The sequence below is a fragment of the Brevibacterium sp. Z349TD_9 genome (assembly GCF_056173565.1).
This window is the reverse complement of record NZ_CM149680.1, coordinates 1,256,574-1,272,012: the sequence shown is the minus strand read 5'-3', so window position 1 is coordinate 1,272,012 and position 15,439 is coordinate 1,256,574. Positions and strand designations below refer to the sequence as shown.

Genomic DNA, 15,439 nt, shown 5'->3' with positions numbered 1-15,439 from the left:
GTCAAAAACGTGAGAGCGGCGTCACACTCCGGCGTCTACCATGGTGTCCATGTCTGCAGGAGCTGAGACAGGGAGCGTGCTCGCACGGTTCTCGACCGGGTCGGTGCCTGCGCACCAGCGGGTCGAGGGCTGGGAGGCGTACCACGCCTCGACGCTCGTGGGCCTGCGCACCGAACACGCCGTGGGCGCGCGGTTCCGCGCGCAGACCTCGACGCTCGAGCTGCCGCGGATGCGCATCGCCAGGGTCACGGGAAGCCCGCATACGGTCCAGCGGGAGTCGGCCGACATCGCCGCCCACCCGGTCTCCGGGGCACTCGTCTACCTTCCGCTGACCGGGTCGAGCAGATTCTCCCACCGCTTCGGACGGCTCGAGATCAGCCCCGGGCGCGGTGTCGTCTTGAGCGGAGACACTTCGTTCACCCGCGAACTGAGCACCGGAGTCGACGAGATCGTCGTCAGGCTTCCCCGCGAATCGCTCCTCGAGCTCACCGGCGCGGCCTCGTGGCGTCGACCGACGCCGCTCGTCACCGGGCACGGGTCGCCCCGCGATGCCGCAGGCCGCGAGTTCGCCCACATCGCCGATGCCCTGGCGGCCCGCGGACTGCGCGGAGGCTCCCGCCTCGACGAGCGCATGCTCGACCTGCTCGCCACCCTGCTCACCGACGCCACAGGAGACGCCGGAGCTCTCGACGAGGCGCGAGCGCTCATCAGCGAGCACCACCGCGATCCCGGACTCACGGCTTCCCGGATCGCCCGGCGCGTTGGACTCTCCGAACGCCACCTCTCACGACTCTTCGCCGAGGCGGGCCACAGCGTGCCGGAGACAGTGCTCGCCTACCGACTCGAGACGGCTCGGGACCTGCTCGCCGACCCACGTGCCCAGGAGATGAGCATGGCCGAGGTCGCCGCGGCCAGCGGATTCCGCTCGCAGGCGCAGTTCTCCCGCAGCTACCGACAGCGCTTCGGCTCGAGCCCTCTGCGGGACCGGAAAGCCCTGGTCAGCCTGCCTTCGTGACGTCGAGTTCGAGCACATCCGTGACCGCACCCTTGATTGTCCGGGATTCACTGCTATCGTATTGAGCATAATCATTATGATTTATTGACTCGAAGAGGAGTGGACCATGTCGGCAGAAGGATCAGTCTCAGAGATCGGGTACGTCTCCCTGCACACCCGCGACCTCGGCGCGACACTGACGAACGCGATCGACGTCTTCGGGCTCGTCGAGTCGGATTCATCCGGCAAGAAGGCGTTCCTCACGGCACAGAACAAGCACCACGAGATCGTCTACACCCAGTCGGACAAGGACGCCCTCGACCACACCGGGCTCATCGTCGACAGCACCGCCGAACTCGAGGCGATCCGCGAGAAGGTCGCCCGCGGCGGCTACCAGGTCATCTCCGAGCAGCCGATCGAAGACCACATCGAAGAGGGCTTCGCCTTCGTCGGCCCTGAGGGCTTCACATGGCAGATCTACACCGAGAAGCTCGACTACAGCATGCTCAAGCGCGGATCGAGCGCTCCGGACCGCCTCGGGCACACGAACATCCAGGTTCGGGATGCCCTCACGCAGCGCGACTTCCTCCACGACGTCTTCGGCTTCGTCGTTTCCGACCAGATCGGCAATGAGAACTTCTTCATGCGCTGCAACAACGATCACCACGGCATCGCGGTCTTCACCTCGAACAAGACCGGCATCCACCACCATGCCTGGCAGGCGGGCAACGTCTTCGACCTCATGCGCCTCGGCGATCGCCTGGCACGTCGCGGTGCCCGGCTGGCATGGGGGCCGGTGCGCCACGGTGCCGGCGACAACGTCGCCGTCTACTACGTCGAACCCAACGGCACGGTCATCGAGTACTACTGCGACATGGAGACGATCCGCGACAAGGGCCGGCCGGCCAGACACTGGGATCCCGACGACCTCTACTGGATCAACCAGTGGGACGGCCAGGTGCCTCCCGGCATCCTCGATCACGGGGTCGCCAACGTCGACCGCTGAGGCGCTGCCCACCGAACCTCGACACCCAGGGACCGCCACCCTGCGAACCGACTACTCACAGACAAGGACAACCATGAGACTCGCCAATCACAGCTCCCGCGCCGTCATCCTCACCTCCGACGGTGAGGGCATCGACGTCGCGACCGCCAGCGAGGGCCGCTTCGGCCCCGACATCCAGGACGTCTACGACCAGTGGGACGACTTCCTCGCCTGGGCACCCGATGCCGCCGGGGAGACCGTGAGCATCGACCCCACGCAGCTCGGGGCGGTCTCGCCAAGACCCCTGCAGTCGATGGGGGTCGGCCTCAACTACGACGAGCACGTGACCGAGAGCGGATTCGACCGACCCGACTCGCTGCCGCCGGTGTTCCCGAAGTTCCAGTCCTCGATCACCGGGCCGTACACGACGGTGGCCCTCGTGCCAGAGGGCCGAAACGACTGGGAGGCCGAACTCGTCATCGTCATCGGGCGCGAAGCCCATGACATCCCGACGGGCACCGGCTGGGACTACGTCGCCGGCGTCACCGTCGGCCAGGACATCTCCGAACGGACCACCCAGCTCGAAGGGCCGGCCCCGCAGTTCGGTCTCGGCAAGTCGTTCCCCGGCTACTCGCCGCAGGGGCCGTGGCTCGTCACGCCCGACGAGCTGCCCGATCGCGACGACCTCGCGATCACCTGCACGCTCGACGACGAGGTCGTCCAGTCCGGCCGCACGAGCCAGATGATCTTCGACGTCCCCGCCCTCGTCGAGAGCCTCTCCCGCATCCTCACCCTCTCCCCCGGCGATGTCATCTACTCCGGCACCCCCTCGGGCGTCGGGTTCACCCGCGAACCGCCGAAGCTCCTCCAGCCCGGTCAGGTCCTCGTCTCCACGATCGAGGGCATCGGTGAGATCCGGCAGGAATTCAACGGCTGAGCCGCCGCTTGACCGTCCCCGACCCCGGTGCGAGACTGAACGAACGATCAGTGATCGCGGTCACCGCCTCGGCGAGGATGCCGAAGGCCTGCGATCCGGCACCCACGGAGGACGGACTCAGTGAAGCGGAACCTGTACGACGACGACCACGAAGCCTTCCGCGCGACCGTCGCGGCTTTCCTCGACCGTGAGGTCGTCCCCCACGTCGAGGAGTGGGAGGAGAACCACCTCGTCGATCGTGGGATGTGGGTCAAGGCCGCCGAGGCGGGCGTCATCGGCCTGGCCATCCCCGAGGAGTTCGGGGGTGCCGGGGTCGCGGACTTCCGGTTCGAGATGGTCCGGTCCGAGGAGATCGCCCGCCGAGGCGTCGGCGGGGTGACCGGCGGATGGGGCGTCTCCGACGGCATCGTCCCCGGCTACCTCATGGCCTTCGGGACGCAGGCCCAGAAGGAGAAGTACCTCACCGGTCTGGCCTCGGGGGCGATGATCGGGGCGATCGCGATGACCGAGCCCGGCGCCGGTTCCGACCTCCAGGGGATCACGACGAAGGCGGTCCGCGACGGTGACGAATGGGTGATCAACGGCGCGAAGACGTTCATCACCAACGGCCACCACGCCGACTTCGTCATCGTCGTCGCCCGCACGAACCCCGACGTCAAGGCCGCGCGCGGGACTTCGCTGTTCATCGTCGACGCCGACACCCCGGGATTCGAGCGCGGACGCAAGCTGGCGAAGCTCGGACTCGAGGCCCAGGACACCGCGGAGCTCTCCTTCACCGATGTCCGTGTCCCCGCCGATGCACTGCTCGGGGAGCTCGACGGGGGCTTCGTCCATCTCATGGTCAACCTGCCCACCGAGCGCCTCCTCATCGGGTCGGGAACGCTCGCCGCGGCACGCGCGGCCCTCGAATGGACCGGCGAGTACGTCTTCTCACGGCCGGCCTTCGGGCAGACGATCGGCGACTTCCAGAACACCCGGTTCGAACTCGCCGAGCTCGAGACCCGCGTCGACGCCCTCGAGGCCTTCATCGACCGCTGCGCGCTTGCGCTCAATGCCGGCGAGCTCACCGCCGTCGATGCGGCGAAGGCGAAGTACCTCGGCTCCGACCTCTCGATCGAGGTCATCGACCGGTGCCTGCAGCTCTTCGGAGGCTACGGCTACATGCTCGAATACCCCATCGCCCGCGCCTTCAAGGACAACCGGATCCAGGCGATCTTCGGCGGCGCGAATGAGGTGATGAAGGAGCTCATCGGGCGCGACATCGCCCAGCGGAACCGTCCTGCATGATCGACCGTTGACTCCCCCGCCGCGGGTGAATAGGGTGAGAACCACTGAACGAATGTTCACTCGGAGGGTCAGCGCAGACTTCCCGACGACGCACCCCCACCGACGACGCTGGAGGAAGTGACGCAATGAGCTCATGGTTCGACGCCCGCCCGTGGCTGCAGACATGGGGCGACATCGCCCCGATACCCCACACCCTGGAGACCTCGACACCATTGCGAGACCTCGCGGCGACCGTCGCCGCCCGCGGCGAGAAGACCGCGGTGAGCTACTACGGCTACGAGCCGACATGGACCGACTTCGATCGGGACTCGACGGCGTTCGCCGCGTATCTGTCCGAGCAGGGCATCGGGCGCGGGGACCGGGTCGGGATCTACGACCAGAACACGCCGGCGTTCATGATCGCGACCTACGGGATCTGGAAGGCCGGCGGTGTCGTCGTTCCCCTCAACCCGATGTACCGCGGGGAGCTCGAGCACGTCTTCGCCGATGCCGACATCCAGGCCCTCGTCGTCTCGAAGGCGGCCTACCTCGATCGGGTGAAGCCGTATGCGGAGTCGATCCCCACCGTGGTCCTCGCGGACGACCGCGGCTACCAGGTCACCGGCCCGGAGTCGATCTTCGGAATGTTCGACGGACTTCCTGGGAGGCCTGGGGTGAGCGGGGATCCGGAGACCGGCGACGACCTCGGCGGTCCCGACTTCCAGGCGGTCGTCGAGGAGCATCGCGACACCGGCTTCACCCCCGCCGATCCGTCGCCGGAGGATGAGGCGATCGTCGTCTACACCTCGGGCACGTCGGGGCGGTCGAAGGGAGCGTCGGGCTCTCACGCCTCGGTGTCGAGCAATTCCCGCTACAACGTCCGCAATCCGCTCTTCGAACCCGGTGACGGCTATCTCACGCTCGCGCCGATCTTCCACATCACCGGGTTCATCTGCCTCTTCATCGCCGGTGTCTCCGGGGGTGCGAGGCTCATCGCCAACTACCGGTTCGAGCCCGCGTCGTTCCTCGCACTCCTCGTCAACGAGCGACCGACGTACATGGCGGGACCGGCGACGGTGTTCACGGCGATGCTCGCCCATCCTGCGGTCACACCGGACCACTTCGCCTCGTGCAAGCGTGTGATGTCCGGTGGCGCACCCCTTCCCGAGGGGTTGGTGCGGAAGTTCGAGGAGAGGTTCGGGGTGGCGATCGGTCAGGGATACGGGCTCACGGAGACGGTCGGGCAGGCGGCTGCGGTGCCCGCAGGTCTGCAGGCTCCCGTCGATCCTGACAGCGGCAACCTCTCGTGCGGTCTGCCGCAGCCGGACACGATGATCCGCATCCTCGATGACTTCGGCGAACCTCTCGGCCCTGGTGAGGTCGGTGAGGTCGCGATCTCGGGGCCGGAGGTCGTCTCGGAGTACATCAACAATCCTGCGGCCACGGATGAGAACCTGCCCGGCGGCGAGCTGCGCACCGGGGACGTCGGGTACATGAATGAGGACGGCTGGCTCTTCATCGTCGACCGGAAGAAGGACATGATCAACGCTTCGGGCTACAAGGTGTGGCCGCGAGAGGTCGAGGATGTCCTCTACACGCATCCGGCCGTCCAGGAGGCAGCGGTCGTCGGGATCCCCGACGAGTACCGCGGGGAGGATGTCGCCGCGTTCGTCACCCTGCAGCCGGGCACCGAGGCGACCGCCGAGGAGATCATCGCCTACTGCCGGGAGCGGCTCGCCTCGTTCAAGGCACCCCACCAGGTGACGTTCATCGACGAGCTGCCGAAGACGAGTTCGGGCAAGATCCTGCGCCGCACGATCCGCGCCGATGCCGCCGAGTATACGAAGAGCTAAACAATGGCCATTCCCCAGAATCGTAATCTACGTCCAGCTTCTTTTACGCATACCCATGAGTAACGATTTACACGAAAAGCAACATACTTTCGCACAAAATGCGTGCACTCAGATTCTAAGGGCTCGCCGGTTTCAGCCAACGTTCGTTTACATCTAACCAATTGTCAATCGAAATCAGTCTCCTATTGACAATCTTCTCTTGTCGAACTTTGATCGCTTCCCCTAGTCGCGAAGATGAGTATACAAATTTTTCAATAGCCACAAATACAATTACCACCAAAACGCCGACAGTTATCAAATCTGGCAAACTGATAGACGAACCAGAACTGGCCGACAGCGCCCCAGTCACAGCAACAGCCATCCCAACCGACAATGCCTCAAGAATTCTCAGCAGAATATACAATCCTCTATTTGCATTGCGACCTCGCAGCCAGTTGCTCCACGAAGAAACCCGAAGATAAACAAGAAATAGGGTGCATATTATTCCGTAGGTACACGACACCACCAAGAACCCTGCAATGATCTCGTATGGGAGGCGAGATATAGATGTAACTACCGAAAGAACTGCAACCAACAAAATTGCACAGCCGCAAACTATCGTATAAGGATTGCGCCCGCGATCGGTCGCGCCATCTCGTAAACTGTCGAGAAGCTCCTTCACCTTCTCGCGCTCCAGCATGTTCTCTTCCCTAGCCTTCGAACGAGAAAATCGACTTGGCCCCATCGACGCCGAGGTCAGAATGCAGATAAATGTTCCAAGCAGGCTAATAAATACGACACCTAAACTCGTCTCACGTGGGCCCACGGACACAAAACGAGTCAGTGACGACAACGCAACAGTTGAAAAATAAGCAGCAAAAATAAGATTCAAGAAATCAACATAATTACGTACATCTCCCGCCTCGTCTTCCTCGCCCCACGTCAGCGACTCTGACCTTCTTGATCCAAATGCCGCAAGGGCCACTCCAATGGCGGTTATACCGACAACCTGACCTGGATATCCATATCCATTATCAACGAACTCTCGCAGAATTGATTGAGCCCACCCTGCCTGGACAGCCCGATAGTCATCTCCGATAAAAATTGAAAATATAAATGGGAAGACGATGACGATCGGAACCACAAGAGAAGCCACCATAAATGTTGACAACGCCACTCGCCCATGAATAGCGGAAACTCGGCGCTGGTTAGAATTTCGTGACTTCAAGTTCATATTAGCCCACTCTTGTACTGTGTGATTGGTGGATACTGACAGCTGAGTTCGGCAGTATTCGAGCGACTACCCCAGACTCACGGTCGTCGCGCCGCCGACGGAGGCGAAGCGCTCGGGCTGGCAGGTGAGCAGGATGACCTGCGCGGACTCGCCGATGGTGCCGAGAACGACGTTGAGGGCGGCCAAGCGCTCGGGGTCGGCGAAACCGAAGGCATCGTCGAGGATGACCGGGGCACCCGCCGACGGGTCGACGAGGGCGGCGACGGCGAGCCGGCCGATGAGGGCCAACTGCTCCCGGGTTCCGCCCGAGAGCGATTCGAACGGCACCGTTGTCCCGTCGAGTGTCCGTGAGGCTATCGCGAGATCCTCGGACACCTCGACCGAGAGATCGGGACCGAAGATCGGTCGCCCGAGACGCTCGATCTGCGCCTTGAACGGCGCGACGTACTTCCGTTGGGCCTCATCGCGATGCGCGAGCACCGTCGAGCGGAGCAGATCGATCGCCCGCGCACTGCGCTCGAGACGAGCACATCTCCTCTGCGCTGTCTCGAGTGCTTCCTCGGCGCTCTTGAGCTTCTCGTAGATGCCCTCACCGGCCCGGTCGTCAATGAGCGCGGTGAGTCGATCGACCTCCTGCCGATCCTTCTCCCGCTGCGCCTCCTTGCTCACGACGAGCTGCCGGACGTTGTTGACCTTCATCTCCAGCGTCTGCGGATCCGCGGCGTCATAGGCGGACCGGGCCTCGGCCACTCGCGCCTCGGCAGCACGTGCCTGTTCGGTCGCGGCACTCACCGCCGACCCGAGCGCTTCGTCCGACTCTGCCGCCCTGGCCTCGGCGAGCGCCTTCTCCAGACGTTCGGCCTGCGTCCGCGCCTCCTGCAGGGTGGTCTGCGCGCGGACGGTCTCGACGCGAGCGTCGTCGCGGTTCGCTCGCGCTGTCTCGAGTCGCGCAGTCGCCTCGTCCATGTCCGCCTGGGCATCATCGACGGCCGTGTCAGCGTCGGCAAGAGCCGTTTCGAGATCGGCGACCGTCTCAGCAGAATCGTCGTCGTCGCCCGCGCCGTCCGTCCGCGCGCCGTCCGCCGACCCTTCGCTGTCCGATGCTTCGTCACCGGACTCCCCGTCGTCTCCGCTGCCGGCGATGAGCGCCTCGGCCCGCGCGAACGCCGCTTCGAGGTCCTCGCGCCCGTCCGCTCCGAGCAGGGCTGTCAGCGTCGATACGGCCTCCGCTGCCTCAGCCTCGGCGTCCGCGCGGCGGTGTGCCCGCTCCCGTGCCTGAGCGACCGAATCGACCTGCAGGCGCTCGAGCTCTGCCGAAAGCGCCGACTGCGCGGCCTCGAGCGTCCGGTCGAGCTCGACCGGGGACGCCCCGGGACGCACGGTGATGTCGGCGACCCCGTCGACGACGATGCGCACATCACTGACCACGGCGAGCTCGGTCTCCCTCGTCTCTTCGAGCTCCGCGCCATCGATGCGGACCGGAGTCTCACCGAGGCGGCGGGCGACGATCTGCGCCGCAGCGGAGGTCTTCGCGCTCTCGGCGATGCGCACGTCGGTCTCAAGCGAGATGAGACGGTCGACATCGGCCGCGGTGACGGCGATCGACCGCACCGTCGCCGCAGCAGTGGCCCGCCGCTCCTCCTGCACCCGGATCTCACCGAGGCGACGCCGGAGGTCGGCATAGTCACCGCGCGCCCGTGTCCGGGAGAGACGCTGCGCCGTACGCTTGGCCTCCGCCCGAGCCGCCTCGAGCACCTCACGGGCAGCGGTGACCTCACGCTGTGCCTGCGCGAAGGACTCGTCCTTCTCCGCCTGCGAAGTCTCGAGGTCGTGGGCACGCTCGCTCGCGGCGATCACCGTCTGTGCCGCAGCATCGGCATCGTCGACGAGGGCAGTCCGTCGCTTCCGCGCTTCCTCGGCCAGCGAGACGTCGCGGGCGATCGCCTCGGCGCGCTGCTCGGCGTCGGTGAGCGCGGACTTGAGTGCGTTCAGCGCCGCGAACTCCTCCTCAGCGGCCTCCTTGTCCGCGACCGCGGCAGTCAGCTGCTCGCGCACGGACTCGAGTCGGGCAGAGGCCCGAGCATGCCTCTCGACGAGGTCGTCCATCTCCGCGCTGCGCACGGTGAGCTCACGGTGGGCCTCCTGGGCCGCCGTGACCTCGGCGTCGATGTCCCGGTACTCCCCCGTCGGCCTGCCCGACTTCGTGAAGTACTTCGCATACTCGTCCTCGACCCGGTCGAGGAACGCATCGTGATCGGCGACCTCCGCCCCGGTCTCGCTGAGCGCGGACTGGAGCGCGCTGATCTGCGCCATCGGAGCCTGGGCGAGGCTCTCGCCCTGCGAGACATCGAGGGCGACGAGGAGGTCGACGTCGACGGTGTCGGCGAGGACGGAGAGGAAACGCTCGTGGGCCTCGTCTCCACTCAGCTGCTCGGGGCGCGGTCGCAGGATCTCCAGGGTGGTGTACTGGCCACGCAGCCAGCGCTTCGCGTATCTGAGCTCGATGTCGCCGGTCGTGAGGTGAAGGGAGACCTCGGGTCCTTCGTCGACGCCGATCGGCTGAGTGTCCTTGACGCTCGCCTTCTTCGAACTCGATTTGTCCTCTCGCAGGTGGGCGATCGCCTCGTGGATCGAGGACTTCCCCACTTCGTTGGGACCTTCGACGATGGTCACCCCGTCGGCGAAGTCGACGGTGGCGTCGACGATGCCGCGGTAGTTCTGCAGGCGGATCGAATGCAGTCTCATGTCCCGCTCCTCGCGAATCGGTAGAGGAGTCCCAGGGCATCCTGGGCGGCGGCGTCGTCGCCGGCGGCCCGCTCGGCGAGGTCGTCGAGGGACTCCTGGAGGTACCCGCTCAACCCGAGACCGGCGAAGTCCTCGTCGGCGGCGATGACGGCTAGATCCGTGTGCCGCTCCCACAGGGAGACGAGCGCGAAGAGGTCCCCCGCGTGGTCGAGGACCTCGTCGAGCCTCGCCTTCGCTGCCGTCGAGAGGGTGCCGCGGAGGATGAGCCAGAGCGCGGTGCGGTCCTTGTCGGCGATCGCCGCGAGCCGGGACTCGAGCGCGGTGACGTCCTCAGCAGAGTCCACGTCCTCCTCGATGACGACGAACGACCACTGGCCCACCGGCACCTTCTCGACGTCGACGGCATGGGTCTGCGGGTCGACGTCGACGACGAGGACGTTGCCCGGATCGTCCTCGCGCCGCGAGGTCACTTCCGGCGCGCCCGGATACCAGATGCGCTCGGCAACCTCGTAGGTCGCGTGCCGATCGCCGAGAGCGACGAACTGCGCCCGGTCCGCGTCGAGGACGCGGCGCAGGTTCGCCTCGTCGATCGTCGCCACTGACTCCCGGTCGGGATCGAGGCTGCTCACCGCCCCGTGTCCGGCGATGATGCGGATCCGGCCGGGAGCCACCTCGGCGAGGTCATCCGTCGCGGCCGCGACGAGGTCGTGGAGGGGGCGCTTCGAGAACCACGGAGCTCCGACGACCTCGGTGCCCGGCACCACCTCGACGGGAGCGGAGTCGCGGAGAACCCGGACGTGCTCTGGCTGCCGGGACGTGAAGGCCGGGGAGTCGTAGATCGACGCGGCATCGAGCGGATCGTGATTGCCCGGCAGGAGGACGACAGGCACGGTGAAGGCCGAGAGGACCTCGAAGGTCCGGGAGACGATCGCGCGATCGAGCTGGTTCGACTCGAAGACGTCCCCGCAGACGAGGACGAACTCCGCGCCCCGCTCCTCGGCGAGCTCGCCGATCCGGCGGATCGCGTCGAGCCTGGCCCGATGGAAGCGGGGCCTGGCCTCGGCGCTGAGGAAGTGCGCGGTCATGCCCAGCTGCCAGTCTCCGGTGGCGATGAATCTCATCGGTGCCCTCCTCACGTCGTCACCATCCTATGTATGGGCCCCAGAGTACGAGTCGGCACGGACACGGCCTGTGATGCTCGCCATATCTGCGCGGATCGCGGTCGATTCGCGCCGCCGCCCAGGAACTTAGGATAGGCTATGCAATTGTGAAGATGACAGCTCAGGCGCAGCCGTCCGTCCTCGATGCGCACGGCGGGGCGACGCTCAACGCGGCCCGCCTCCGTCTCGGCTACGAACGCCGTACGGTCGTCGACGACGTCTCGCTCTCGATCGCCTCCGGACGGGTCACTGCGCTCGTCGGGCCCAACGGCAGCGGCAAGTCGACCGTCCTGCGGTCCCTGGCCCGCCTCCACCCCATCGACTCGGGTGCCGTCTCGATCACGGCGGGCGGGTCGACGACACCGTCCTCGGCGCTGTCCTCGCGGGAGTTCGCCACGGTCGTCACCCTGCTCTCGCAGTCGCGCCCGCACCCCTCAGGGGTGAGCGTCCACGACGTCGTCGCCTACGGCAGGCACCCGCACCGCAAGCGCTTCGCCGCGCTCACCGAGACCGATCACGCGGCGATCGACAAGGCGCTTGCCCTCACCGGCACCGCGCACATGGCCGAGCGTCCCGTCGACCAGCTCTCCGGCGGGGAACTCCAGCGCGTGTGGCTGGCCACCTGCCTGGCCCAGGACACCGGGGTCCTCCTCCTCGACGAACCGACCAACCACCTCGACCTGCGCTACCAGGCGGAGATCCTCGACCTCATGCGCGAACTCGCCGACGACCACGACACGGCGATCGGGGTTGTCCTCCACGACCTCGGCCACGCCGCCGCCGTCGCCGACCACGTCATCCTCCTCGATGCGGGACGAGCGCGCGCGGTCGGGACCTGCGAAGAGGTGTTCACCGCCGAGATGCTCACCGAGGTCTACGGCCTGCCGATCACCGTCACCACCGACGAGGACACAGGCCTCGTGCGCGTCGAGGCTCTGCCGCGCCGACGGCGCCGACCCACCGCGCCCCGATCGCAGCGATCATCGGCGCAGCCGACCGCGGTCACCACCGCCCCCTGAACCGCTCTCCCCCTCCCTGTCACAGCCGGCACTCGTCCCCGGAGTGCGCCCACGAGAAGGAAGACCCACCCATGGCCACACTGCCACGCACCTTCGCCCTCGCCTCGGCGAGCGCGATCTGCGCCCTCGCACTCTCCGCGTGCGGGACCACCGACACCGACGCCTCGGCGGATGACGCCGCACAGAAGTCGACTTCGGCGTCGTGCGCCGACGACCAGACCGCGACCTCGACGGACCCGGTCTCGGTCACCGACGACACGGGCACGACCATCGAACTCGACAAGCCCGCGGCGAAGGTCGTCTCCCTCGAATGGCAGTACACCGAGGACCTGCTCTCCCTCTGCGTCGACCCGGTCGCCGCCGCCGACGTCAAGGGCTACACCGCGTGGGACACCGCTGAGAAGCTGCCGGAGACGACGACCGACGTCGGCACCCGTCAGGAGACCAACGTCGAGTCGATCCTCTCGGCGAACCCCGACCTCGTCATCATCGAGAAGGAATCGCGCGACGACAAGGTCATCCAGCAGATCGAAGACCAGGGCGTGCCCGTCATGGTCATGACCGGCGCCGATGCGAAGGATCCGATCGCCTATATGAAGGACACGTTCTCCCTCGTCGCCCAGGCCACCGGTCGCAGCGAACGCGCACAGGCGGTGCTCGAGGACTTCGACGCGAAGGTCGAGGAGTCGAAGCAGGCCATCGCCGATGCGAAGCCCGAAACGACGGACTTCGTCTACTTCGACGGCTGGGTCAACGGCTCGAACGTCGCCATCCGACCCTTCGGTCAGGGCTCGCTCATCGGTGAGCTCGGGGAGACGATCGGGCTGACCAACGTCTGGACCGGTGAGGTCGACCCCGCCTACGGGCTCGGCCAGACCGACATCGAGGGCCTCTCCAAGGTCGGCGACGCGAACTTCTACTACACCGGCACCGAGGATCCCGAGTCCGAGGACTACGTCGAACTGCTGAAGAAGAACGACATCTGGGCGAACATCCCCGCCGTCAAGGAGGATCGGGCCACACCGTTCCCTGCCGGCATCTGGACCTTCGGCGGCCCGAAGTCCTCCGCACAGGCCCTCGACGCCTACGTCGGCGCCCTGACGAAGTGACCCAGACGTCCACCGACGCCGCTGAGACCGACGTCCGGGACGGTGCCGCGGCGCCGTCCCGGGGCGTCGGGCTCCTCGGTGCGCTCACGGCCACCGGGGTCCTCGTCGGTCTCGCCGTCGTCCTCCTCGTGCTCTCGGCGTGGCACATCACGCAGGGCACCTCGGGGATCGGTCTGCGCGACCTCCTCGGGGCGCTCACCGGTGCCGCCTCCCCCGCCGAGGCGGGCCCCAGTGTCCGCGACATCCTCATCGGGTCGCGGCTGCCGCGCGTGGGTGCCGCCGTCCTCGTCGGCATCGCCCTCGGCGTCGCCGGCGCGCTCTTCCAATCGCTGGCCCGCAACCCGCTCGCCTCCCCGGACACGCTCGCGGTCACCGGCGGGGCCTACTTCGCCGTCACCCTCGTCACCGCCTTCGGGCTCGCCGTCCCGGTGTGGGCCTCCGGTGGCGTCGCGTTCGCCGGCGGGCTCCTCGCCGCCGCGCTCGTCCTCGGACTCGCCGGCGGGGCCGCGGCGTCGACGACGAAACTCGTCCTCGCCGGCACCGCCACGGCGCTGGCACTGCAGGCGGGCACGTCGACGCTGCTCATCCTCTTCGCCGAGGAGACGACGAGCCTCTTCTCCTGGGGCTCCGGCACCCTCAATCAGCTCGACGGCTCGGCCGCCCTGCGCAGCGCCCCGGTCATCGCCGTCATCGTCGCCGCGGCCCTCCTGCTCGCCCGCCGCCTCGATCTGCTCAGCCTCGGCGACGACACGGCTGCGGTGCTCGGCGTTCCGATCCGCTCGACGCGGGCCATAGGCGTCATCCTCGCCGTCCTCCTCACCGCCACCGCAGTGACGCTGGCCGGGCCGATCGGCTTCGTCGGCCTCGCCGCGCCGGTGATCACCCGCCTGCTCGCGCGGTTCGTCCCGGTGCTCGCCAAGCATGTCGTGATGATCCCCGCGACCGCACTCATCGGGGCGATCATCGTCGTCCTCGCCGACGCCGTGTTCCGCGCGATCGTCGGAGCCACGGCCGCGATCACCCTGCCGTCCGGGGTGACGACGACCATCCTCGGCGCGATCATCCTCGTCCTCCTCGCCCGCCGGATGCGCACCACGGGTCCGGCACAGCCGACCTCGGCGGCGCGGAGCACGGTGCACGGTGGCCGTCGCGCCGCGCTCGTCATCACTGCCCTCACCGTCGGCCTCCTCGTCGCCACCGTCCTCGCCCTGCTCACCGGGGAGCGGTTCTACCTCCTCGGCGACGTCGCTCTGTGGCTGCGCGATCAGACGGCCCCGGTGATCGGCTTCGCCTTCGACTCCCGGGCACCGCGGGTCGCCGCTGCCCTCCTCGCTGGTGCCGCGCTCGCCCTCTCGGGCACGTTCGTCCAGGCCAGTGCGCGCAATCCGCTCGCCGAGCCCGGGCTTCTCGGCATCACCGGCGGGGCCGGGCTCGGCGCCGTCATCGTCGTCACCCTCGTTCCCGGCGCCACGGTCGTCCTCATCTCCACCTTCGGCATCATCGGGGCACTCGTCGCCTTCGCGATCGTCTACGGCCTGTCGTGGCGGGGCGGGATGAACACCGACCGCCTCGTCCTCATCGGCATCGGCCTGTGGTACGGCTTCACGGCTCTGACCACGCTCTTCCTCATCCGCGCGAACCCGTGGGACACTCCGGCGATCTTCACGTGGCTGTCCGGGTCGACGTACGGGCGCGTATGGGCCGATGTCGCCCCTGTCGCCCTCGTCCTCGTCATCGCGATCCCGCTCGCCGCGGTGTGGAGTCGGGAGCTCGACCTCCTCGCCCTCGACGACGACACGCCGAGGCTCGTCGGAGTCGCCCGCGAACCCGTCCGCCTCGGCGTGCTCATCACCGCGGCCGTCCTGGCAGCGGTGAGCGTCTCCGCGGTCGGCGTCGTCGGCTTCGTCGGGCTCGTCGCCCCGCACGCGGCGCGCGCCCTCGTCGGCAGCCGCCATTCCCGGGTCATCCCCGTCGCGATGCTCCTCGGCGGCCTCGGGCTCGTCGTCGCCGACGCCCTCGGGCGCACCGTCATTGCCCCCGCACAGATCCCGGCAGGCCTCATCGTCGCCCTCATCGGCGCTCCCTACTTCGTGAGGCTGCTCGCGCGGTCACGGGCCTAGGGAACGACCGCCTCGGCGAGGACGGCCGGCACATGACA

At 67.2% G+C, this 15,439-nt stretch carries 11 protein-coding genes; 8 read left to right on the top strand and 3 right to left on the bottom strand.

Going from position 1 to position 15,439, the window contains the following annotated elements; genetic code table 11:
- The first annotated feature begins 49 nt into the window (after positions 1 to 49).
- From AC0VYB_RS05710 to AC0VYB_RS05690, 5 genes are all read left to right on the top strand, one after another.
- The gene (locus AC0VYB_RS05710) at positions 50 to 1,015 is read left to right on the top strand and encodes a helix-turn-helix transcriptional regulator (protein ID WP_186372624.1); all 966 of its coding nucleotides are present in this window, start codon (positions 50 to 52) and stop codon (positions 1,013 to 1,015) included.
- A 106-nt stretch (positions 1,016 to 1,121) separates the two neighbouring features.
- Complete coding sequence (locus AC0VYB_RS05705; RefSeq protein WP_131248394.1) at positions 1,122 to 2,000, top strand: VOC family protein; 879 nt, start codon at positions 1,122 to 1,124, stop codon at positions 1,998 to 2,000.
- Positions 2,001 to 2,073: 73 nt separating this feature from the next.
- A complete protein-coding gene (locus AC0VYB_RS05700) occupies positions 2,074 to 2,916 on the top strand; it encodes a fumarylacetoacetate hydrolase family protein (protein ID WP_131248395.1) in 843 nt (280 codons plus the stop codon).
- 120 nt (positions 2,917 to 3,036) lie between these two features.
- Positions 3,037 to 4,203, top strand: a complete 1,167-nt coding sequence (locus AC0VYB_RS05695; protein ID WP_063250231.1) for an acyl-CoA dehydrogenase family protein — start codon at positions 3,037 to 3,039, stop codon at positions 4,201 to 4,203.
- Positions 4,204 to 4,328: 125 nt separating this feature from the next.
- Entirely contained in the window at positions 4,329 to 6,035 is a 1,707-nt protein-coding gene (locus tag AC0VYB_RS05690; RefSeq protein WP_475385071.1) for a class I adenylate-forming enzyme family protein, read from the top strand.
- 115 nt (positions 6,036 to 6,150) lie between these two features.
- Here AC0VYB_RS05690 and AC0VYB_RS05685 read toward each other — a convergent pair whose 3' ends face one another.
- From AC0VYB_RS05685 to AC0VYB_RS05675, 3 genes are all read right to left on the bottom strand, one after another.
- Positions 6,151 to 7,248 (bottom strand): hypothetical protein, encoded by a 1,098-nt coding sequence (locus tag AC0VYB_RS05685; RefSeq protein WP_131248396.1) that lies wholly within the window; start codon positions 7,246 to 7,248, stop codon positions 6,151 to 6,153.
- Positions 7,249 to 7,314: 66 nt separating this feature from the next.
- Positions 7,315 to 9,993 carry an AAA family ATPase gene (locus tag AC0VYB_RS05680; protein WP_063250229.1) on the bottom strand — a complete coding sequence of 893 codons (2,679 nt, stop codon included), beginning with the start codon at positions 9,991 to 9,993 and terminating at the stop codon, positions 7,315 to 7,317.
- Complete coding sequence (locus tag AC0VYB_RS05675) at positions 9,990 to 11,114, bottom strand: metallophosphoesterase family protein (protein ID WP_063250228.1); 1,125 nt, start codon at positions 11,112 to 11,114, stop codon at positions 9,990 to 9,992. The genes AC0VYB_RS05680 and AC0VYB_RS05675 overlap by 4 nt, the downstream gene beginning before the upstream one ends.
- A 152-nt stretch (positions 11,115 to 11,266) precedes the next feature.
- Between AC0VYB_RS05675 and AC0VYB_RS05670 the strand changes: the two genes are divergently transcribed.
- The 3 genes from AC0VYB_RS05670 (at position 11,267) to AC0VYB_RS05660 (ending at position 15,401) form a co-directional block, all read left to right on the top strand.
- Positions 11,267 to 12,172 (top strand): ABC transporter ATP-binding protein, encoded by a 906-nt coding sequence (locus AC0VYB_RS05670; protein ID WP_063250227.1) that lies wholly within the window; start codon positions 11,267 to 11,269, stop codon positions 12,170 to 12,172.
- Between the two features lie 71 nt (positions 12,173 to 12,243).
- Positions 12,244 to 13,281, top strand: a complete 1,038-nt coding sequence (locus AC0VYB_RS05665) for an ABC transporter substrate-binding protein (RefSeq protein WP_063250226.1) — start codon at positions 12,244 to 12,246, stop codon at positions 13,279 to 13,281.
- Positions 13,278 to 15,401 carry an iron ABC transporter permease gene (locus tag AC0VYB_RS05660; protein ID WP_131248400.1) on the top strand — a complete coding sequence of 708 codons (2,124 nt, stop codon included), beginning with the start codon at positions 13,278 to 13,280 and terminating at the stop codon, positions 15,399 to 15,401. Before AC0VYB_RS05665 ends, AC0VYB_RS05660 begins: the two co-directional genes overlap by 4 nt.
- Positions 15,402 to 15,439: the final 38 nt, after the last annotated feature.